The sequence below is a fragment of the Methylobacterium sp. WL6 genome (assembly GCF_008040095.1).
In the GTDB taxonomy this organism is placed as follows: Bacteria; Pseudomonadota; Alphaproteobacteria; order Rhizobiales; family Beijerinckiaceae; genus Methylobacterium.
The window spans coordinates 1-19,624 of record NZ_VRVH01000038.1 but is presented as its reverse complement, the minus strand read 5'-3'; the positions used below and the strand labels follow the sequence as shown (position 1 = coordinate 19,624).

General features: G+C 70.2%; 21 protein-coding genes. 16 read left to right on the top strand and 5 right to left on the bottom strand.

What is annotated here, in order from left to right; translation table 11 throughout:
• Positions 1-196 precede the first annotated feature (196 nt).
• From crcB to FV230_RS08200, 11 genes are all read left to right on the top strand, one after another.
• The gene (gene crcB, locus FV230_RS08245) at positions 197-565 is read left to right on the top strand and encodes a fluoride efflux transporter CrcB (RefSeq protein WP_147841999.1); all 369 of its coding nucleotides are present in this window, start codon (positions 197-199) and stop codon (positions 563-565) included.
• Positions 566-578: 13 nt separating this feature from the next.
• Positions 579-1,016 carry an EamA family transporter gene (locus FV230_RS08240; RefSeq protein ID WP_147841998.1) on the top strand — a complete coding sequence of 146 codons (438 nt, stop codon included), beginning with the start codon at positions 579-581 and terminating at the stop codon, positions 1,014-1,016.
• 203 nt (positions 1,017-1,219) lie between these two features.
• Positions 1,220-1,366 carry a hypothetical protein gene (locus tag FV230_RS29475; protein WP_187275435.1) on the top strand — a complete coding sequence of 49 codons (147 nt, stop codon included), beginning with the start codon at positions 1,220-1,222 and terminating at the stop codon, positions 1,364-1,366.
• Positions 1,363-1,683, top strand: coding sequence for a hypothetical protein (locus FV230_RS08235; protein WP_147841997.1), 321 nt, complete (start codon positions 1,363-1,365; stop codon positions 1,681-1,683). The genes FV230_RS29475 and FV230_RS08235 overlap by 4 nt, the downstream gene beginning before the upstream one ends.
• 129 nt (positions 1,684-1,812) lie before the next feature.
• Positions 1,813-1,968, top strand: a complete 156-nt coding sequence (locus tag FV230_RS29470) for a hypothetical protein (RefSeq protein ID WP_187274828.1) — start codon at positions 1,813-1,815, stop codon at positions 1,966-1,968.
• 268 nt (positions 1,969-2,236) lie between these two features.
• Entirely contained in the window at positions 2,237-3,574 is a 1,338-nt protein-coding gene (locus FV230_RS08225) for an MFS transporter (RefSeq protein WP_147728166.1), read from the top strand.
• Between the two features lie 148 nt (positions 3,575-3,722).
• The gene (cyoA, locus tag FV230_RS08220) at positions 3,723-4,865 is read left to right on the top strand and encodes a ubiquinol oxidase subunit II (RefSeq protein ID WP_187275437.1); all 1,143 of its coding nucleotides are present in this window, start codon (positions 3,723-3,725) and stop codon (positions 4,863-4,865) included.
• A gap of 43 nt (positions 4,866-4,908) precedes the next feature.
• Positions 4,909-6,912 carry a cytochrome o ubiquinol oxidase subunit I gene (gene cyoB, locus FV230_RS08215; RefSeq protein ID WP_147728168.1) on the top strand — a complete coding sequence of 668 codons (2,004 nt, stop codon included), beginning with the start codon at positions 4,909-4,911 and terminating at the stop codon, positions 6,910-6,912.
• A 4-nt stretch (positions 6,913-6,916) separates the two neighbouring features.
• Positions 6,917-7,543: a cytochrome o ubiquinol oxidase subunit III gene (gene cyoC / locus FV230_RS08210; RefSeq protein ID WP_147728169.1), complete on the top strand. Its 627-nt coding sequence runs from the start codon at positions 6,917-6,919 to the stop codon at positions 7,541-7,543.
• Positions 7,540-7,950: a cytochrome o ubiquinol oxidase subunit IV gene (gene cyoD, locus FV230_RS08205; RefSeq protein WP_147841995.1), complete on the top strand. Its 411-nt coding sequence runs from the start codon at positions 7,540-7,542 to the stop codon at positions 7,948-7,950. The genes cyoC and cyoD overlap by 4 nt, the downstream gene beginning before the upstream one ends.
• A 17-nt stretch (positions 7,951-7,967) precedes the next feature.
• Positions 7,968-8,654 carry an SURF1 family protein gene (locus tag FV230_RS08200; protein WP_210248618.1) on the top strand — a complete coding sequence of 229 codons (687 nt, stop codon included), beginning with the start codon at positions 7,968-7,970 and terminating at the stop codon, positions 8,652-8,654.
• 346 nt (positions 8,655-9,000) lie between these two features.
• On the opposite strand, the gene FV230_RS08195 is transcribed toward FV230_RS08200, so the two are convergent.
• Positions 9,001-10,290, bottom strand: a complete 1,290-nt coding sequence (locus tag FV230_RS08195) for a PQQ-dependent sugar dehydrogenase (protein ID WP_147841994.1) — start codon at positions 10,288-10,290, stop codon at positions 9,001-9,003.
• Positions 10,291-10,587: 297 nt separating this feature from the next.
• Between FV230_RS08195 and trxA the strand changes: the two genes are divergently transcribed.
• Positions 10,588-10,917 (top strand): thioredoxin, encoded by a 330-nt coding sequence (trxA, locus tag FV230_RS08190; protein ID WP_147751865.1) that lies wholly within the window; start codon positions 10,588-10,590, stop codon positions 10,915-10,917.
• Between the two features lie 199 nt (positions 10,918-11,116).
• Here trxA and FV230_RS08185 read toward each other — a convergent pair whose 3' ends face one another.
• The 4 genes from FV230_RS08185 to trpA form a co-directional block, all read right to left on the bottom strand.
• The gene (locus FV230_RS08185) at positions 11,117-11,968 is read right to left on the bottom strand and encodes an outer membrane beta-barrel protein (RefSeq protein WP_147728404.1); all 852 of its coding nucleotides are present in this window, start codon (positions 11,966-11,968) and stop codon (positions 11,117-11,119) included.
• Between the two features lie 167 nt (positions 11,969-12,135).
• Positions 12,136-13,461: a folylpolyglutamate synthase/dihydrofolate synthase family protein gene (locus tag FV230_RS08180; RefSeq protein WP_147841993.1), complete on the bottom strand. Its 1,326-nt coding sequence runs from the start codon at positions 13,459-13,461 to the stop codon at positions 12,136-12,138.
• A gap of 14 nt (positions 13,462-13,475) precedes the next feature.
• Positions 13,476-14,387 (bottom strand): acetyl-CoA carboxylase, carboxyltransferase subunit beta, encoded by a 912-nt coding sequence (accD, locus tag FV230_RS08175; RefSeq protein ID WP_147728406.1) that lies wholly within the window; start codon positions 14,385-14,387, stop codon positions 13,476-13,478.
• A 106-nt stretch (positions 14,388-14,493) separates the two neighbouring features.
• On the bottom strand, positions 14,494-15,330 hold the full coding sequence (trpA, locus tag FV230_RS08170; protein ID WP_147841992.1) for a tryptophan synthase subunit alpha: 837 nt from the start codon (positions 15,328-15,330) through the stop codon (positions 14,494-14,496).
• 331 nt (positions 15,331-15,661) lie between these two features.
• Between trpA and FV230_RS08165 the strand changes: the two genes are divergently transcribed.
• The 4 genes from FV230_RS08165 to FV230_RS08150 form a co-directional block, all read left to right on the top strand.
• Positions 15,662-16,207 (top strand): hypothetical protein, encoded by a 546-nt coding sequence (locus tag FV230_RS08165; RefSeq protein ID WP_147841991.1) that lies wholly within the window; start codon positions 15,662-15,664, stop codon positions 16,205-16,207.
• A gap of 166 nt (positions 16,208-16,373) precedes the next feature.
• Positions 16,374-17,222 carry an oxidoreductase gene (locus tag FV230_RS08160; RefSeq protein ID WP_147841990.1) on the top strand — a complete coding sequence of 283 codons (849 nt, stop codon included), beginning with the start codon at positions 16,374-16,376 and terminating at the stop codon, positions 17,220-17,222.
• Between the two features lie 114 nt (positions 17,223-17,336).
• Complete coding sequence (locus tag FV230_RS08155) at positions 17,337-19,361, top strand: ATP-binding protein (protein WP_147841989.1); 2,025 nt, start codon at positions 17,337-17,339, stop codon at positions 19,359-19,361.
• 32 nt (positions 19,362-19,393) lie between these two features.
• Positions 19,394-19,624, top strand: a 231-nt coding sequence (locus FV230_RS08150; RefSeq protein ID WP_147841988.1) for a hypothetical protein, incomplete at its 3' end; no start/stop codon positions are given.

Genomic DNA, 19,624 nt, shown 5'->3' with positions numbered 1-19,624 from the left:
GCGACGTCCGCTCGGCGACGGTACGGTCGAGACGGCCTCGGCCGCGGCACCCGCCGCGGCCGAGGCCGTTCGCCTGCGAGGAGATCGCGACGGGCCCCGGGCGCCCGTCCGAAGCCGGCGGCCCGGATGCGGGCCGTCGCCGCGGTCCCGAATGTGCTACGGCGCCCGCTCCGAATCCTCGGGCCGTGCGGTCGTCATGAACCTCCTCCTCGTCTTCGTCGGTGCCGGGATCGGCGGCGTGGCGCGCTACGGCGTCAGCACCGCGTCCCTGCGGCTCGGGTCGGGCTTTCCCTACGGCACCATGGCGATCAACATCGTCGGCTCGGTGCTGATGGGCCTGTTCACCGGCTGGTTCGCCCTGCGGGGCGGCGGGCAGCCGCTGCGGCTGTTCATCGCCACCGGCGTGCTCGGCGGCTTCACCACCTTCTCGTCCTATTCGCTTGAGGCCGTGATGCTGCTGGAGCGCGGCCAGGCCGGCGCGGCGGCGATCTACATCGTCGGCTCGGTCGTGCTCGGCCTCGCCGGCCTGTTCGCCGGGCTGCTGCTGATGCGCGCGATCCTGTGACGGGCCCGGCGTGATGATGGCCTTGATGCAGTCCTGGCGCTTCTGGGCGCTGCTCTCGGCGGCCTTCGCCGCGCTCACCGCGATCCTGGCCAAGGTCGGCGTCGCCGGCGTGCCGTCGGACGTCGCCACCCTCGTCCGCACGGTGGTGATCCTCGGCCTCACGGCGGCGATCGTGGCCGTCACCGGCCAGGCGGCCGACCTCGCGCGGATCCCGGGGCGGAGCGCGGTCTTCCTCGTCCTGTCGGGGCTCGCCACCGGCGCCTCGTGGCTCTGCTACTTCCGCGCCCTGTTCCTGGGCGATGCCGCCCGCGTCGCGCCGATCGACAAGCTCAGCGTCGTGCTGGTGGCGATCTTCGGCGTGGTCCTGCTCGGCGAGACGCTGAGCCCGACCAACTGGCTCGGCGTGGCGCTGATTGCCGCCGGCGCCGTGCTGGTCGCGATCGGTGCATGACGGCCGCGGCGTACCATGGAATCGTTTCAACTATAAACTTCGATATCGCACGACGAAGATTGAAATTACAACGTTTCCAATATTGTCGACGTCGCTTGATTGTCGATTTCCATCCCTGCTAGACCACTTTTCGGCGATGTACTTTCGCCTTGCTCTCAAGGTGGCGTGCTCGCCGAGCGCTAGAGGCCGGAATGGGACGGGTGATGGAGCTGATCGATGCCTGCGTGACGGTGGCGTGGTGGGACGGCTCGTGCCTCGGCCTGCGCCTGCACCGCCTGCCGGACCTGATCGACTACGTCGCGGCGGGCCCGCATCCGAAGCGGGCGCGCCGCCGCGGAGGCCGCCGATGATCGCCGAATCGAATCGGTGCCGCTGCGACGAGACCCGCGGGCAGGCGGCGGTCGAGCAGGCGCTGACGCGGGCGTTCTGGCACGCCCTCGATGGTCAGGGCCTGTCGGTGATGGCCGCCCTCGAAGCCGCGTCGCGCACCATCGGCGTGCTCTACGGCCAGATCGCCGCGGCGCACGGCGCCGGCACGACCTGCACCTGCGGCTGGGTGCCCGACCCGGACACCGACCTGATCGTGCTGGAAGCGCATCTCGCCGCCGCCCTGCTTCAGCCGCGTGCGCCGGACCTCGCCCGGATGGAGGCCGCCGGCAGCGCCTGACGGCCCGACCCGCCCCGGCGCACGGCGCCCGCTGGCCTTCCCCCGGGGAAGCCGGGCGGGCGGACGTTACGGTTCGCTTAACCCACCCGCGCGATCATCGCCCCCTGACGCGAGGTCGGAGCTCGGGCGATGGATGCATTCTACCACGGCCTCGAAACGTCGCTGCTGGCCTTCGGCTTCGCCCTGAGCGTCGCCGCCTTCGCGCTGCTCGCGAGCCCGCCCGCGCCCGCCGGCACGATCACGCTGCCGATGCTGACCGTCGACGTGCCGCAGAACGCCCGCTGACGCGGCTGCGTCGCGGCTCCTGCGTGACACGACGAAGACGTGGGACAGACGTGGTCATGCGTCCGGGACGGCATGGACATGCCGGATTCAAGGGAGACCATCGCGCAGCCTTGCGCTATCAGCCGGGACAGCCCTGATCGGCCTGCGACTACGCGGCGGTGTCACCGACGGCCCTGAGCGGATACCTTCCGGTCGCGGTCCCGGCGCACGCCTCGCGTCGATCGCCGCACCGCGTCACCGTCGTCATCGAGCAAGCCGGCTGTCCGACATGATCCCTGAGCCCGCCCTGGCAAACTCCTCGCCCCTCGAGCGCGACGCGCACCTCGTCTCGACCGACCACAAGGTCGCGCCGGGAGAGATCGCGGCCGGCGTGGTGATCGGCCGGGCCTCGGAATATTTCGACTTCTTCGTCTACGGCATCGCCTCGGTGCTGGTGTTCCCGAAGGTGTTCTTCTCGTTCGAGCCGGATGCGCTCACGGCCACGCTGTACTCCTTCGCGGTGTTCTCCCTCGCCTTCATCGCCCGGCCGATCGGGTCGGTGATCTTCATGGCCGTCGACCGGCGGCACGGCCGCGGCGTCAAGCTGACGATCGCGCTGTTCATGCTCGGCGGCGCCACCGCGGCGGTGAGCTTCCTGCCGAGCTACGCCAGCATCGGCCACGCCTCGATCTGGCTGCTGGCCGGCCTGCGCATCCTCCAGGGCCTCGCGCTCGGCGGCGCCTGGGACGGGCTCGCCTCGCTCCTGGCGCTGAACGCCCCGCGCGAGCGCCGCGGCTGGTTCGCGATGATCCCCCAGCTCGGCGCGCCCCTCGGCTTCATCGTCGCCAGCGCCCTGTTCTCGTTCTTCCTCGTCAACCTCGATTCGGCCGACTTCCTCGATTGGGGCTGGCGCTTCCCGTTCTACTGCGCCTTCACCATCAACGTCGTGGCGCTGTTCGCCCGCCTGCGGCTGGTGGCGACCGACGAGTTCGTCCGCCTGATGGAGAAGGGCCGGCTCGAGCCGGTGCCGGTGATCGAGGTGGTGCGCCACCATGCGGTGGACGTGTGGATCGGTGCCTTCGTGCCGCTGGCCGCCTTCGCGCTGTTCCACCTCGTGACGATCTTCCCGATCAGCTGGCTGACCCTGTTCACCGATCGCTCGCCCGGCGAGTTCCTGATCGTGCAGTGCTCGGGCGCCATCGTCTGCGCCGGCGCGGTCGCGGCCTCCGGGCTGATCGCCGACCAGATCGGCCGCCGCAACGCGCTGCTGCTCAGCTCCGGCCTGATCGCCGTCTTCGCCCTCGGCAGCATCATCGCGCCCCTGGTGTTCGGCGACAGCGCGATCGGCCAGACCATGTACGTCACCATCGGCTTCATGCTGATGGGCCTCGCCTACGGCCAGACCGCCGGCGCGGTGACGGCGCGGCTCGGCGCGCGCTACCGCTACACCGGCGCGGCGCTGACCTCGGATCTGGCGTGGCTGTTCGGCGCAGGCTTCGCCCCGCTGGTCGTCCTCTGGCTCTCGTCCCGCTACGGGCTGTGGATGGTCGGCCTCTACCTGCTCTCGGGTGCGGCGGCATCGCTCCTTGCCCTCACCCTCGACCGTTCCGAGATGCGTCAGATGTAGTCGGGAGGCCCGCGTCGTCCCTCACCCCGTTCCGATACATGTTCGCGCCGAACGGCCCCAGGGCCCGCCGGCCAGGCAAACCGAGTTGATCGCCGTGGCACGCTCCGCCTCACCTTCCCGTCCCCCGGCCCGCACGGCCGCCCGGCTCCTGCGCGGCCTCTGCGCCGTGTCGCTCTCCGGGCTGCTCGCCGGCTGCAACCTCGTCGTGATGCAGCCCTCGGGCGACGTCGCCCTGCAGCAGCGGAACCTCGTCCTTGCCTCGGTCGGGCTGATGCTGCTGATCGTGCTCCCGGTGATCGCGCTGACGCTGATCTTCGCCTGGCGCTACCGGGCGACCAACGAGTCGGCCCCCTACGATCCGGACTGGCACCACTCGACCCAGCTCGAGGTGGTGATCTGGACGGCGCCGCTGCTGATCATCATCGCGCTCGGCGCGCTCACCTGGATCAGCACCCACACCCTCGACCCGTTCCGGGCGCTCCGGCGGATCGACTCCGCCCGCCCCGTGGCGGCCGGCGTGAAGCCGCTCGCCGTCGAGGTCGTCGCCCTCGATTGGAAGTGGCTGTTCTTCTACCCGGAATACGGGATCGCCACCGTCAACGAGCTCGCCGCCCCCGTCGACCGGCCGATCGACTTCAAGATCACCGCCTCCTCGGTGATGAACGCCTTCTACGTCCCCGCGCTGGCCGGGATGATCTACGCGATGCCCGGCATGCAGACGCAGCTCCACGCGGTGATCAACAAGCCGGGCGAGTATGCCGGCCTGTCCTCGCACTACAGCGGCACCGGCTTCTCGCGGATGACGTTCAAGTTCCATGGCCTCGACGATGCCGGGTTCGATGCCTGGGTCGCCAAGGCGAAGGCGCAGGGCTCCGACCTCACCCGCGAGGACTATCTCAAGCTCGAGAAGCCGAGCGAGGCCGAGCCGGTGAAGTACTACAAGTCCGTCGCCGACGGGCTGTTCGACACCATCGTCAACATGTGCGCCGTGCCGGGCAAGATGTGCATGAGCGAGATGATGACCATCGACGCCAAGGGGGGCGCCGGCAAGGACTCCACCGAGAACCGCGAGCGCCTCCGCTACGACAACCGCCACATCGAGCAGGGCGACGAGGCGCCGGGCGCCACAGCACCCGCGTCCGGCCGCACCCCGCACGGCCAGGAGCAGCCGCAGGGCATGAAGCCCGACGGCAACAACCCGCACGTCCACGAAAACGGAACGAAACCCGAGAACCAGATGCCGGCGCCGGAGCGGGACTCGGTCGCCCCGTCGCAGCTCAACAACAAGTAGGACCGGCGCCCCGCCGCCGAACCACCCTCAACGGATCGAACCCATGTTCTCCAATCCGGATCTCCAGAAGCTCGTCTTCGGACGGCTCTCGCTGGAAGACATCCCCTACCACGAGCCGATCCTTCAGGTGACCTTCGCCATGGTGGCGCTGGGTGGCCTCGTCGTGCTCGGCGCGATCACCTACTACCGCTTCTGGGGCCCGCTCTGGCGGGACTGGCTGACCTCGGTCGACCACAAGAAGATCGGCGTGATGTACATCGTGCTGGCCTTCGTCATGCTGCTGCGCGGCTTCGCCGACGCGCTGATGATGCGCGCCCAGCAGGCGGTCGCGTTCGGCGCCAACGAGGGCTACCTGCCGCCGCACCACTACGACCAGATCTTCACGGCACACGGCGTGATCATGATCTTCTTCGTGGCGATGCCGTTCGTCACCGGCCTGATGAACTACGTCGTGCCGCTGCAGATCGGCGCCCGCGACGTGGCCTTCCCGTTCCTCAACAACTTCAGCTTCTGGATGACGGTCTCGGGCGCCATGACGATCATGGCCTCGCTGTTCGTCGGCGAGTTCGCCCGCACCGGCTGGCTCGCCTATCCGCCGCTCTCGGGCGCGGACATGAGCCCGGGCGTCGGCGTCGACTACTACATCTGGGCGCTGCAGATCGCCGGCATCGGCACGCTGCTCTCGGGCATCAACCTGATCGCGACCATCGTGAAGATGCGCGCGCCGGGCATGACCATGATGAAGCTGCCGATCTTCGTCTGGACCTCGCTCTGCACCAACGTGCTGATCACGGCGGCCTTCCCGATCCTCACCGCCGTCCTCGCCCTGCTGTCGATGGACCGCTACGTCGGCACGCACTTCTTCACGAACGACCTCGGCGGCAACCCGATGATGTACTTCAACCTCATCTGGATCTGGGGCCACCCGGAGGTCTACATCCTCATCCTGCCGGCGTTCGGCATCTTCTCGGAGGTGACCTCGACCTTCTCCGGCAAGCGCCTGTTCGGCTACGCCTCGATGGTCTACGCGACCGTGGTCATCACGATCCTCTCGTACCTCGTCTGGCTGCACCACTTCTTCACGATGGGCTCCGGCGCCGACGTGAACTCGTTCTTCGGCATCACGACGATGATCATCTCGATCCCGACGGGCGCGAAGATCTTCAACTGGCTGTTTACGATGTATCGCGGCCGGATCCGGTTCGAGCTGCCGATGATGTGGACCGTGAGCTTCATGGTCACCTTCACCATCGGCGGCATGACCGGCGTGCTGCTCGCCGTGCCCCCGGCTGACTTCGTGCTGCACAACTCGCTGTTCCTGATCGCGCACTTCCACAACGTCATCATCGGCGGCGTGCTGTTCGGGAGCTTCGCCGGCGTGACCTACTGGTTCCCGAAGGCCTTCGGGTTCAAGCTGGACCCGTTCTGGGGGAAGATGTCGTTCTGGTTCTGGACGGTGGGGTTCTACTTCGCCTTCATGCCGCTCTACGTCCTCGGCCTGATGGGCGTGACGCGCCGCGCCAACCACTTCGACGATCCGTCCCTGCAGATCTGGTTCGTGATCGCCGCCTTCGGCGCGGTGCTGATCCTGCTCGGCATCCTGTCGATGATCGTCCAGTTCGTGGTCTCGATCCGCAACCGCGAGGCGCTGCGCGACCTCACGGGCGATCCCTGGAACGGCCGCACCCTCGAGTGGTCGACCGCCTCGCCGCCGCCGGACTACAACTTCGCCTTCACCCCGGTCATCCACGATCTCGACGCGTGGTCCGACATGAAGAAGCGCGGCTACGAGCGCCCGCTCAAGGGCTACAAGCCGATCCACATGCCGAAGAACACCGCCACCGGCGTGATCCTCGGCGTGGTCTCGATCGGCTTCTCGTTCGCGATGATCTGGTACATCTGGTGGCTCGCGGCCGCGACCTTCGCGACGATGTTCCTCGTCACAGTGATCCACACCTTCAACTACAACCGCGAGTTCTACATCCCTGCCGCCGACGTGGTGCGGGCCGAGGGGCAGCGGACGAGCGTGATGGCGGGACGGGCCTGAGCCGATGATGCACACCGACACGGCCCCGCCGGGCACCGAGGCTCCGGCCTTCTACCTCGACGAGGACCACGCCCACGAGTCGAGCACCATGCTCGGCTTCTGGATGTACCTGATGAGCGATTGCCTCATCTTCGCGGTGCTGTTCGCCACCTACGGGGTTCTCGGCCGCAACTACGCGGCCGGGCCCTCGCCGCGCGACCTGTTCGAGCTGCCGCTCGTGGCGCTCAACACCTCGATGCTGCTCCTGTCCTCCATCACCTACGGCTTCGCCATGCTGGAGATGGAGAAGGACAACGTCCGGACGATGCAGGTCTGGCTCGCGATCACCGGCCTGTTCGGCGCGTGCTTCATCGGCATCGAGCTCTACGAGTTCGCCCACCTGATCCACGAGGGCGCGACGCCGCAGCGCTCGGCCTTCCTGTCCTCGTTCTTCGCCCTGGTCGGCACCCACGGCCTTCACGTCTCGCTCGGCATCGTCTGGCTGATCGTGCTGATGGTGCAGACCGCCCAGAAGGGGCTGATCGTCGAGAACAAGCGCCGGCTGATGTGCCTGTCGATGTTCTGGCACTTCCTCGACGTCGTCTGGATCGGCGTCTTCACGTTCGTGTACCTGATGGGAGTGCTGCAATGAGCTCGGCGACGGGGGCGGGGCACCACGCCGAACCGCACGGTCACGGCCACGACGCGCACGGCCACCCAGCCGGGGCGCACGGCTCGTTCAAGAGCTACATGACCGGCTTCGTGCTCTCGGTGATCCTCACCGCGATCCCGTTCTGGCTGGTGATGAGCGACGTGCTCGGCAACGCCGTGCACACCAGCCTGATCATCATGGCCTTCGCGGTGGTGCAGATCGTGGTCCACATGATCTACTTCCTGCACATGAACACGAAGTCCGAGGGCGGATGGACGATCCTGGCCCTGATCTTCACGCTGACCCTCGTCGTGATCACGCTGACCGGCTCGATCTGGGTGATGTATCACCTGAACACCAACATGATGCCGACGTCGCCGCACGACCTGATGCACCACAAGCCCTGAGGACGTCCCGCCTCGGCCTGGCGGCCTTCAACCTCGCGAGCGCGCTGGCGGTCGCGGGGCTCGTCGCCCTCGGAATCTGGCAGGTCGAGCGCCGGGCATGGAAGCTCGACCTGATCGCGCGGGTCGAGGCCCGAATCGGCGCGGCCCCGGTCCCGGCGCCCGGGCCGGCGGCGTGGCCGAGCGTGACCGAGGCCGCCGACGCCTACCGCCACGTCCGGGTGGCGGGCCGCTTCCGCCACGAGTCCACCACGCTGGTCCAGGCGGTGACGGTGCTCGGCGGCGGGTTCTGGGTGCTGACGCCGCTGGTCGCCGACGGCTTCACGGTGCTGGTGAACCGCGGCTTCGTTCCCTCCGATCGCCGCGATCCTGCCGGCTGGCGCCGGCCCGAGGGCGAGGTCGACTTCACCGGCCTGTTGCGCCTCACCGAACCCGGCGGCGCGTTCCTGCGCAGCAACGCGACCGCCGAGGATCGTTGGTATTCCCGCGATGTCGCCGCGATCGCTTCGGCCCGGGGGCTCTCCGGCATCGCGCCCTACTTCATCGATGCGGATGCGTCGGCGGATGATCGCTTGCCCGTCGGCGGGCTGACGGTGGTCGCCTTCCACAACAACCACCTCGTCTACGCGCTGACCTGGTTCACCCTCGCCGCGATGACGCTGGGCGCCGCGATCTACGTGAACGTGGAGCGGCGGCGAGAGGGGTGAGGGGATCGTGCGCCGGACCGTCGTCCGTTGCCGCGCAGATCTGTCGCTGCTCATCGTTCAACGCGAGCGACCGGTACGCATTCCCTCTCCCCGCTTGCGGGGAGAGGGCCGCGACGACCTCGTCGTCGTCGCGGCGAGGCGGAAGCCGACGGTGAGGGGGCTTCCGACGCGTGAGGCTCGTGCGGACGCGCCCCCCTCACCGCCGCTGCGGCTTCGCCTCCGCTTCCCGGCTGCACGACGGGGTCCAGCCGGGCCTCTCCCCGCGTGCGGGGAGAGGGGAAACCTGAGCCCTATCCGATGCCCCATCGGGCCGTTCGGTCAGCCGGCCTGCAACACGTTCGGCCGCTCAGCCCGCGTTGGCCTTCGGCGTCAGCTTCAGGATCCGTCCGTCCGGGCCGTCGGTGACGGCGTAGACCGCGCCGTCGGGGCCGACGCGCACGTCGCGGATGCGGGCGTCGAGGGGAACGCGCTCCTCGGTGACGACCTTGTCGCCGTCGCGCTTCAGCACCACGATCCCCTCGCTAACGAGGCCGCCGACGAGGAAGTCGTCCGTCCAGGCGGGAAACAGCGTGCCGGTGTAGAGCGCCATGCCCGACGGCCCGATCACCGGATCCCAGTAATAGACCGGCTGCACCGTGCCGGCGGCCTGGGTCACGCCCTCGCCGAGGGGCTCGCCGGAATACTCGATGCCGTAGGTCGCGACCGGCCAGCCGTAGTTGAGGCCGGGCCGCGGACGGTTGAGCTCGTCGCCGCCGCGGGGCCCGTGCTCCACGGTCCAGAGCCGGCCCTGGCCGTCGAGCGCCGCCGCCTGGACGTTGCGGTGGCCGTAGGACCAGATCTCGGGCTTGGCCTTGTCGCTGCCGTAGAACGGGTTGTCCTTGGGGGCTTGGCCGTCGGCGTCGATGCGGAACACCTTGCCGAGGCCGCTGGCTAGGTCCTGGGCCTGGACGCGCGTCGCCTTGTCGGAGCGCTCGCCCACGGTGACGAACAGCTTGCCGTCGGCGGCGAAGACCAGGCGCGAGCCGAAATGCTTGTCGCCGTCGTAGGTCGGCATCTGCCGGAAGACGACCTTCCCGTCGTCGAGCTTCGCCCCGCCCTTGCCGTCCTGGACGAGCTTGGCCTTCGCCACGGTGGTGCCGTTGCCCTTGTCGCGGGGCTCGCTGTAGCTGAAGAACACCAGCCCGTCGGTGGCGAAGCCGGGGCTCAGGGCGATGTCGAGCAGGCCGCCCTGGCCGCGCGCGTCGACCTTCGGCACGCCGGCGATCGCCGGGCCGACGGTGCCGTCCTTGGACACGATCCGGATCTTCCCGGCCTTCTCGGTGACGATCATCCGGCCGTCCGGCAGGAACTCCATCGCCCACGGGCTCGCGAGCCCCTTCGCGACCGTCGCGATCTCGACCTTCATGGCGTTCGCCGGCTTCGGGGCGCGGGTCTGGTTCGGCAGCAGCGGCTTGTAGCCGGTGTTCGGCGGGGCGGTCTCGGCGGGGGTGTCGCCAGCGCTCTTCGCCGCGGGTGCGCTGAAGGCGTCGCCCTCTATGCGGGACGGCCGCTGGGCGGCGCTGTCCTCGGCGAAGGCACCCGGTGCCAGCGCAACCGCCGCCACGGTGGCGAGCGCGAGGGATCGGAAGCGCGGCACCTGCAAAAATCCTGTCACCGTCAAGAATCCTCCTGGATCGGGGCGGCCGCACCCGCGGCATCGGTCTGGCGTCCTCGGTCACATGGGGCGGGGGCGCCGCCAAAGCGAGCGCGGGACGGCCGGAGCCGTCACGTCCGCTGCGCTGCGGACCGAATCGCCATGAACCGGGTGGGCAGCCGGCATGCGGTCCGGTCGGCCGCCTTGACCGCAGCACGGCGGGTCGCCAATTCTTCCTTCACCGATCGGCGGGCGGCCTGCTGCAGGCGCTCGCGCGGTCCTTGAGAAGGGTATTTTCCGATGGCGACGGTGAAAGTGACCGACGCGAGCTTCGAGCAGGACGTCCTCAAGTCCGTCGAGCCCGTGGTCGTGGATTTCTGGGCGGAGTGGTGCGGTCCCTGCCGGCAGATCGGTCCGGCGCTCGAGGAGATCGCGTCCGACATGCAGGGCCGCGTGAAGATCGCGAAGGTGAACGTGGACGAGAATCCCGGCATCGCCTCGCAGTACGGCATCCGCTCGATCCCGACGCTGCTGCTGTTCAAGAACGGCGAGCGGGTCGACCAGAAGGTCGGCGCGGCGCCGAAGGGCGACCTGTCCCGCTGGATCAGCGCGCAGACCGCCAGCGCCTGACGCGGCGACCGATCAGGACGAGCCCGCCTCCTCACGGAGGCGGGCTTTTTCGTGCGCGTCGGTTTTTTCGGCGCGTCGGACGGTGCGCGCAAAAAGAAAGCCCGGCCGTCGGGCCGGGCTTTCTCGCGTTTCGAAACCCAATTCGAATGATCGGAGCCGACCCCGGGCTCTGAGCGGCCCGTGGGTCGGAGGTCGGATCCTAGTAGGAGCCGAACTTGTAGTTCAGGCCGGCGCGGACGACGGCGAACTCGGTGTCGTTGCGGCGGGCGACGTAGCCCGGAGCGAAGAACACGGCGCCGGCGGCGTTGGTGGCGTAAGCGCCGTTCAGACGGTTGTTCTGATCGAGGTTCACGTAGAGGGCTTCGACCTTCACCGTCACGGCCGACGAGCGGAAGAAGTTCAGGAACGAGTCGGTCGGGAGGGCGTACTCGACGCCGCCGCCGGCGGTCCAGCCGGTCCGGAAATCGTCACGGCTGCTGTTCGGCAGGCCGAACTCGCGGCCACCGCCGGCGCCGTAGGCGAAGCCGCCGGTGCCGTAGAACAGGGCCTTGTCGACCGCGTAACCGATGCGGCCGCGCACGGTGCCGAAGAAGTCGAGGCTGGAGATGCCGTTCGGGCTGAACGCCTGGACGCCGGGCGCGAGGGCGAACCCGGGGGTGACGACGTAGCGGTTCCGGTTGCGGCCGAAGTCGACGTACTGGGCGTCCGCCTCGATACCGATCACGACGCCGGAGCCCGGGGTGAACTGGTAGTTGTAGCCGACCTGGCCACCGCCGGTGAACCCGTCGGTGGAGTTCGAGCCGCCGAAGGCGATCTGGGTCGGGACGGCGGCCGCGACGGCGGTGCCCGGAGCCACGTTCACGACGGTCGCGCCGGAGCGGTCGTTCGCGTCGAAGCCGTAGCCGGCGTTGATACCGAAGTAGAAACCGGTCCAGGTGAAGACCGGCACCGGCGTGAACACCGGCGGAGGCGCGCGGCGCGGCAGGTCGGCGGCCGAAGCGGCGGCGGTGAGCGCCGTGAAGGCGGCCAATGACGTCAGAAGCGTTTTCATGTTTTTTTGATCCCCAGCGTGTTGCCCGATCGATGCTGAGGATAAGTGATTTCCCACGGCCAAGATGTAACATCCGGGCCACAGCTGCCTGGTGTCTGCATTGTTGCGCCGATCGCGTGTGCTGTGCAGCAAAATAAGTCTGAGGTTTACCGCAGATCAACGCAAGGTCAGGTCGGCGGCGTGCCGTTGGCGGTCAGGACGGCGCCGACGAGGTAGAGCGAGCCGCAGATCAGGATCCGCGGCGGCCGCTCGAAGGCGATGTCGGCGACCATGGTCAGCGCCGCCTCGATGCTCGGCGCGATGCGCGCGCTGAGGCCGACCTGGGTCGCGATCTCCTCGACCTCCTCGGCGGGCCGCGCCGCCATCGATCCGGCGATCGGCACCGCGATCAGCGCGCGCGCCAGCCCGACGAAGTGGCGCAGGAAGCCCTCCGCGTCCTTGGTGCCGAGCAGGCCGACGATCAGGACCAGCGGCACGTCGCTGCGCTCGCCGAGGTCGGCCAGCGCCGTCGCGAGGATGCGTCCGCCGTCGATGTTGTGGCCGCCGTCGAGCCAGAGCTCGGAGCCGGGCGGCACCAGGGCCGCCAGCCGTCCGCGGGCGAGGCGCTGCATCCGGCCCGGCCAGTCGACGTTGCGCAGGCCGGCTTCCACCGCGCCGACGCCGATGTCGCCGAAGCCCGCCGCCCGCAAAGCCGCGATGGCGGTGCCGGCATTGGTGAACTGGTGGCGGCCGACGAGCTTGGGGCGCGGCAGGTCGAACAGGTCGGTCTCGTCCTGGTAGACGAGGCGGCCGCTGTCCTCGTGGACCGAGAAATCCTGGTTGCCGACCCAGACCGGCGTGGCGCCGACCGCCGCGGCGCGGCGGCACAGCACCGCGTCTGCCTCGGCGTAGTCCTGGGCCGCGATCACCGCCGGGCAGCCGCGCTTGAAGATGCCGGCCTTCTCGATCGCCACCAGCTCGACGGTGTCGCCGAGATACTCGGCATGGTCGCGCCCGATCGGCGTGACGACCGCCGCCGCGACCGTGTCGATCACGTTGGTCGCGTCCACGCGGCCGCCCAAGCCCACCTCGAGCAGCAAGACGTCGGCCGGCGCCTCGGAGAACAGCAGCAGCGCCGCCGCGGTGGTGATCTCGAACACCGTGATCGGGTCGCCCGCGTTGGCGGCCTCGCAGCGCGCGAAGGCCTCGGCGAGCCGGTCCTCCGGGACGTAGTGGCCGCCGCCGATGCCGCCGAGCCGGATGCGCTCGTGGAAGCGCACGAGGTGGGGCGAGGTGTAGACGTGCGCGGCCAGGCCCCCGGCCTCCAGGATCGCCCGCATGAACGCGATGGTCGAGCCCTTGCCGTTGGTGCCGCCGACGTGGATCACGGGCGGCAGCCGGCGCTCGGGGTGGTTCAGGCGCGCGAGCAGGCTCTGGATCCGGCCGAGCGACAGGTCGATCGTGCGCGGGTGCAGGGCCAGGAATCGCGCCATCAGCGCATCGGAGGAATCCATGGGCGTGCGGCGCGTCAGGCGGGTTCGAGGATCGGTGCGGATGCGGCCGGCGCCGGCGCGGCGGGCGGGCTCACGTTCATCAGCAGGCCGCAGATCCGCACGATGGTGTCCTTCAGCGCGTGGCGGTGGACGACCTGATCGAGCATGCCATGCTCGAGCAGGTACTCGGCGCGCTGGAAGCCATCGGGCAGCTTCTCCCGGATCGTCTGCTCGATGACGCGCGGGCCGGCGAAGCAGATCAAGGCGCCGGGCTCGGCCAGGTGCACGTCGCCGAGCATCGCGTAGGAGGCGGTGACGCCGCCGGTCGTCGGGTTGGTCAGCACGACGACGTAGGGAAGCCTTGCCGCGCGCAGGCGCCGGATCGCCACGGTGGTCCGCGGCATCTGCATCAGCGAGAGGATGCCCTCCTGCATCCGAGCGCCGCCCGAGGCCGCGAACATCACGTAGGGCGTGCGCTTCTCCAGCGCCGTCTCCGCGCCGCGGATGAAGGCCTCGCCCGCCGCCATCCCGAGCGAGCCGCCCATGAACGCGAAGTCCTGGACCGCCAGCGTCATCGGCTGGCCGCCGACCCGGCCGAACCCGACCTTGAACGCATCCTGCATCCCGGTCTTGGTGCGCGCCTCCTTGAGGCGGTCGGCGTAGCGCTTCTCGTCGCGGAACTTGAGCGGGTCGACGGCGACCTCCGGCAGCGGCACGTCGATCCAGGTGCCCTCGTCGAACATCATCTTGAGCCGCGCGCTCGCGCTCATCTTGAGATGGTGCTCGGAGCCGGGGATGACCCAGTGGTTCCCCTCGACTTCCTTGTGGAACACCATCTGCCCGGTATCCGGGCATTTCACCCAGAGGTTCTCGGGCGTCTCGCGCTTGAACAGGGTCTTGATCTTGGGGCGCACGACCTCCGAGATCCAGTTCATCGGTTCGACCATCATGAAGCGCCCGTCCGGTTCGATCGGGCCGACATCGTCGATCGGCCCCGCGTAGCTCAGGCTTGCATATCGGGGCCGGTGCCCCGGTCGGCCAGTGCCGTCGGCGTCAGGCCGCGCGGGCCGAGGCCGAGCGCACCCCGGCGGCGAGCTCGCGCACCAGCGTCGAGACCGCCTCGACGCTGCCGCCGGTGGCCTGGCCCGCGCCGTCGAGCGTCCGATGCAGCGCGTCGACGAGCGCCGAGCCGACGACGACGCCGTCGGCGCCCTTGGCGATGGCCGCGGCATGCGCCCCGGTCCTCACGCCGAAGCCGACCACCACCGGCAAGGCCGTGTGGCGGCGGATGCGCCCGACCGCGGTGCCGACCGCGGCGAAATCCGGCGTCGCCGTCCCGGTGATGCCGTTGATCGACACGTAGTAGACGAAGCCCGCGGTGTTCGCGAGCACGGCCGGCAGGCGGCGCTCGTCGGTGGTCGGCGTCGCCAGCCGGATGAAGGCGAGGCCCTTGGCCAAAGCCGGCAGGCAGAGCTCGTCGTCCTCCTCCGGCGGCAGGTCGACCACGATCAGCCCATCGATGCCGGCCGCCGACGCGTCGTTGAGGAAGCGCGCGACGCCGTAGGTGTGGATCGGGTTGAAGTATCCCATCAGGATCACCGGCGTCTCGGCGTTGCCGGCGCGGAACCGGCGCACGAGGTCGAGCGTCTTCGCCACGCCCTGGCCGGCCTTGAGCGCCCGCAGGCCCGCGGCCTGGATCGCCGGGCCGTCGGCCATCGGGTCGGTGAAGGGAAGGCCGAACTCGACGATGTCGGCGCCCGACGCCGGCAGCGCCTCCAGTACCTTCAGCGAGGTCTCGGGATCGGGATCGCCCGCCATCACGTAGGTCACGAGGGCGGCGCGGCCTTCCGCGCGGCAGCGGGCGAAGGTGGCGTCGATGCGGGCGGCCATGGTGCCTGTCCGTTCCTGGTGTCGAAGTAAGGAGATCGCGAAGGGATCGAGGAGCGATCGAGGGTTGGCGGACGGGATCGCCCGAGGGATTGGTGCCGCGCCTACACCATCGGCGGCGGCCCGTGAAGCGGAGGCGGTTTGGCGGCCCGTCCTCGCGTGCGCGAGGCGGCCGGGTGCGCATGCCTCGAAAGCGGGCATGGACGTTCGCGCGCCAGCCGCCCATTGTGCGGGCAGGCGGGAATACTTTGCACACTATTGTGGCAGATCAAGAAAAACCCTAGTTCTCCAATCACGGTCGCCAAAGATCGACAATCGAATCCGAGGACACGCCATGACCAATCCTTCCGAGATCAAGAACCGCTTCCACGCCAGCCTCGAGGCCTCCGAGGCCCGCGAGAACGGCTTCCGCAGCCGTCTGCTCGCCGAGGGCGCGCGCGCGCTCCAGCCGGTGCTCGGCGTCCTGACCCTGATGTCGGAGGTGCTCGACGAGCGCGACAACGTGCACGGCAGCATCACCGGCCTGGATTGCGCGATCGACAGGGAAGACTTCGTCACCCTGCGCGCGGTCCTCAGCGGCACCTCGCAGCCCGAGCAGCGGATCGTCATCAAGTACGGCCCCGAGCTCGGCGGCCGCAACCTGATCTCGGTTTCCGGCATCGGCCAGACCTACGCCGAGAAGCTCGTCGCCAAGACCCATTGCGCCGCGAGCCTCGGCCGCTCGGTCGGCAGCGACCTGCAGCTCGACGTCGCCCGCGCCGAGGACCTCGCCGAGGTCGTGCGCGAGATGGTCGAGGCCTACTTCGTCGGCCAGGCCCAGGTGCCGGTGCAGCACCATGCCGGCGCCATCGAGGGCCACGCCCGCTACGCCGTGCAGTGATCCCGCGCCGCAAGGCCCGCCCGACCTCCGCTCCGGCGACGGTTCCCCCGTCGCCGGAGCGTCGGCGCGTCCTATCTGCGTGACGACGCAGCGTGTCCCGGCCCCTGCCGGACCCGCGACCCCCTCACGCATCGCCCCGGTTCTCAGGGCGCACGGGACGCTCCGCATGGCTTCCATGACCACCCCCGTCTGGTTCATCACCGGCTGCTCCACCGGCTTCGGCCGCGACCTCGCCCGCGCCGTGCTCGCCCGCGGCTGGCGCGCGGTGGTGACGGCCCGCGACCTCGGCCGCGTCGCCGACCTCGCCGAATCGTCCGGCGACCGCGCCCTCGCGCTCGCCCTCGACGTCACCGACCAGGGCCAGGTCGACGCCGCGGTCGCAGCCGCCTACGCGGCGTTCGGCCAGGTCGACGTGCTCGTGAACAATGCCGGCTACGGCTACCAGGCCTCGGTGGAGGAGGGGGTCGAGGCCGAGATCCGCGCGCAGTTCGACGCCAACGTGTTCGGCCTGTTCGCGCTGACCCGCGCGGTGCTGCCCGGGATGCGGGCGCGGCGCAGCGGCCGCATCCTCAACATCACCTCGGTGGCCGGCTTCATCGGGTTTCCCGCGTCCGGCTACTATTCGGCGAGCAAGCACGCGGTCGAGGGCTGGTCGGACGCGCTCGCCGCCGAGACCGCGTCGCTCTGCATCAAGGTGACCTGCATCGAGCCGGGCCCGTTCCGCACCGACTGGGCCGGGCGCTCGCTGAAGCAGACGCCGAGCGCGATCGCCGATTACGCCGAGACCGCCGGCGCCCGCCTCACGGCGACGTCCGAGAAGAGCGGCACCCAGGCCGGCGATCCGGCCCGCGCCGCGGAGGCGATGATCCATGTCGCGGAGATCGAAGATCCGCCGCGCCACCTCGTCCTCGGCGCCTGGGGCTACGATGCGGTGACCGCGAAGCTGAAGGCGCGGCTCGCCGAGATCGAGGCTTGGCGCGAGACCAGCCTCGGGGCGGATTTCCCGGAGGGCTGACGCGGTCTCGCGTCCATTGGCGCAACCTCCGGTTAAGCGCCCTTGCAAACCCATCGTTCAGCCTCTGCTGCGATGGTCGCTCCGCCCGGACGCGTCACGCCGGGGGAGATCCGCATGGACCCCAGGGACCTCGTCGTCGCGCTCGCGCTCCTCGTCGCCATCGCCAGCCTCGCCTTCGCCTGGGCGCGCCACGGGCGAGCGGGCGCCCTGGACGACGCCGAAGACCTCCACGACCGGATCTGGCAGGTCTCCGAGAGCGAGGACCGCTACCGCGCCCTGGTCGAGGCCACGACCGACGTGATCGTCCAGCGCGACGCGGCCGGCCGCATCACCTTCGCCAACGAAGGCTACGCCGCGCTGTTCGACCGGACGCCGCTCGCGATGATCGGCGCGACCCTCGATCTCCAGGTGCTCGAGACCACCGGCGCCGAGACCGGCCCGGACGGCGTGCGCCGGAGCGAGGCGCGGGTGATGCCGGCCGACGGCGTGCCGCGCTGGTTCGCCTTCGTCGAGGTGCCCGTCGCCCGCGGATCCGAGCCGATCCAGTGGCTGAGGGCCGGCCGCGACGTCACCGGCCGGGTCGAATCGGCCCGCGCCCTCGACGTGGCGCTGTCGCGCGCCGAATCGGCGAGCGTCGCCAAATCGCGCTTCCTCGCCACCGTCAGCCACGAGTTCCGCACGCCGCTCAACGGCATCCTCGGCATGGCCGACCTCGTCCTCGACACGAGCCTCGACGGCGAGCAGCGCACCTACGTCCAGGCGGTGCGCACCAGCGGGCAGGCGCTGCTGGCGCTGATCGACGGCATCCTCGACTTCTCCCGCATCGAGGCCGGCCGCATCGACCTCGCCGCCGAGCCGTTCGACGTCTCCGCCACCGCCGAGGCGGTGGTCGAGCTGCTGGCGCCGCGCGCCCAGGACAAGGGCATCGAGATCGCCCTCGACGTCGCCGACGGCGTGCCGGGCCTGGTGATCGGCGACGGCGACCGGGTGCGGCAGATCCTGGTCAACCTCGTCGGCAACGCGGTGAAGTTCACGCAGGGCGGCGGCGTCGGCGTCAGCGTGGCGCAGGCCGACGGCGCGATCGTGCTCGCGGTCGCCGATACCGGGCCGGGCATCGCCGACGACCGGGTCGGATCGCTGTTCGAGGAGTTCGAGCAGGGCGACGGCAGCGCCAGCCGCAGCCACGAGGGCACCGGCCTCGGCCTCGCCATCACCCGCCGCCTCGTCCTGCGGATGGGCGGGCGGATCGAGGCGGAATCGAAGCTCGGGCGCGGCTCGACCTTCCGCGTCGTGCTGCCGCTGCCGGCGGCCGAGCATCAGCCCGCCGCCGTGCCGCGCCCGGTGCTCGCCGCGCGCAAGGTGCTGATCGTCGCCGATTCGCCGTTCCAGGCCCCGTTCCTCGCGCGCAACCTCGCGCGCACCGGCGCGTCCGCGGTGGTGATGCCGAACCTCAAGGACGGGCTCGATGCGCTCGCCGGCGTCGGCTTCGACGCGGTGATCGCCGACCGCGCGCTCGGCGACGACGCCGTGCGGCGCCTCGCCGACCAGGCCAAGGCCTGCGGCGTGCGCTGCAGCCTCGTCCTGCTCTCGCCGTTCGACCGGCGCGAATTCGGCGCGCCGAATGCGGCCGGGTTCGATACCTACCTGATCAAGCCGGTGCGCGCCCGCTCGCTGTTCGACCGCCTGCTCGCGCCCACCCCGCCGGCCGAGCCCGCGCCCGAAGCGGCCAACGCCGCGCCCGTGCGCGCGGGCACGGGCCTGCGCGTGCTGCTGGCCGAGGACAACCCGATCAACGCGCTCCTGGCGACCAAGGCCCTGGAGCGCCTCGGCGCCGAGGTGGTGCACGCGGCCGACGGTCTCGAAGCTCTGGCCCGCCTCGCGGAGGGCGGCACGTTCGACCTCGCCCTGATCGACATCCGCATGCCGAACTGCGACGGCCACGAGACCGCGCGCCGCATCCGCGCCGACGAAGCCCGCGGCAAGGGCGGCCGGCTCCACCTGGTCGCGCTGACCGCCAACGCGGGCCGCGAGGACGAGAAGGCCGCGCGCCGGGCCGGCTTCGACGGGTTCCTGGCCAAGCCCCTCGACCTCAAGCTCCTGCCCGGCCTGCTCGAGCGGCGCGTCGCGCGAGCGGCTTGACGGACGCGTCCCCCCGCGCGAACACCGTCGCCATGCCTTCCGACACGCCCGCTAACCTGCCCGCCGACCCGCACCCGACGTCCCGCGACCCCGGCGGCCTGGCCGCCTGGGGCATCGCCGCCCTTGTGGCGGCGACGGTGCTGCTCGGCGTGCTCCTGCCCAACCGCGCCTCCCACGGCCCGGCCTCGCCGGCCGACGACGCGACCTGCGCCGAATGGGGCGACGGCTGCCGCGTCTGCCGGCGGCTCGCCGACGGGCCGGCC

Excerpts from the sequence above, each read along its gene's own strand:
- crcB (WP_147841999.1), top strand. The coding sequence starts at position 197 with ATGAACCTCCTCCTCGTCTTCGTCGGTGCCGGGATCGGCGGCGTGGCG.
- FV230_RS08240 (WP_147841998.1), top strand. The coding sequence starts at position 579 with ATGATGGCCTTGATGCAGTCCTGGCGCTTCTGGGCGCTGCTCTCGGCG.
- FV230_RS29475 (WP_187275435.1), top strand. The coding sequence starts at position 1,220 with ATGGAGCTGATCGATGCCTGCGTGACGGTGGCGTGGTGGGACGGCTCG.
- FV230_RS08235 (WP_147841997.1), top strand. The coding sequence starts at position 1,363 with ATGATCGCCGAATCGAATCGGTGCCGCTGCGACGAGACCCGCGGGCAG.
- FV230_RS29470 (WP_187274828.1), top strand. The coding sequence starts at position 1,813 with ATGGATGCATTCTACCACGGCCTCGAAACGTCGCTGCTGGCCTTCGGC.
- FV230_RS08225 (WP_147728166.1), top strand. The coding sequence starts at position 2,237 with ATGATCCCTGAGCCCGCCCTGGCAAACTCCTCGCCCCTCGAGCGCGAC.
- cyoB (WP_147728168.1), top strand. The coding sequence starts at position 4,909 with ATGTTCTCCAATCCGGATCTCCAGAAGCTCGTCTTCGGACGGCTCTCG.
- cyoC (WP_147728169.1), top strand. The coding sequence starts at position 6,917 with ATGATGCACACCGACACGGCCCCGCCGGGCACCGAGGCTCCGGCCTTC.
- cyoD (WP_147841995.1), top strand. The coding sequence starts at position 7,540 with ATGAGCTCGGCGACGGGGGCGGGGCACCACGCCGAACCGCACGGTCAC.
- trxA (WP_147751865.1), top strand. The coding sequence starts at position 10,588 with ATGGCGACGGTGAAAGTGACCGACGCGAGCTTCGAGCAGGACGTCCTC.
- FV230_RS08185 (WP_147728404.1), bottom strand. The coding sequence starts at position 11,968 with ATGAAAACGCTTCTGACGTCATTGGCCGCCTTCACGGCGCTCACCGCC.
- FV230_RS08180 (WP_147841993.1), bottom strand. The coding sequence starts at position 13,461 with ATGGATTCCTCCGATGCGCTGATGGCGCGATTCCTGGCCCTGCACCCG.
- accD (WP_147728406.1), bottom strand. The coding sequence starts at position 14,387 with ATGGTCGAACCGATGAACTGGATCTCGGAGGTCGTGCGCCCCAAGATC.
- trpA (WP_147841992.1), bottom strand. The coding sequence starts at position 15,330 with ATGGCCGCCCGCATCGACGCCACCTTCGCCCGCTGCCGCGCGGAAGGC.
- FV230_RS08165 (WP_147841991.1), top strand. The coding sequence starts at position 15,662 with ATGACCAATCCTTCCGAGATCAAGAACCGCTTCCACGCCAGCCTCGAG.
- FV230_RS08160 (WP_147841990.1), top strand. The coding sequence starts at position 16,374 with ATGGCTTCCATGACCACCCCCGTCTGGTTCATCACCGGCTGCTCCACC.
- FV230_RS08155 (WP_147841989.1), top strand. The coding sequence starts at position 17,337 with ATGGACCCCAGGGACCTCGTCGTCGCGCTCGCGCTCCTCGTCGCCATC.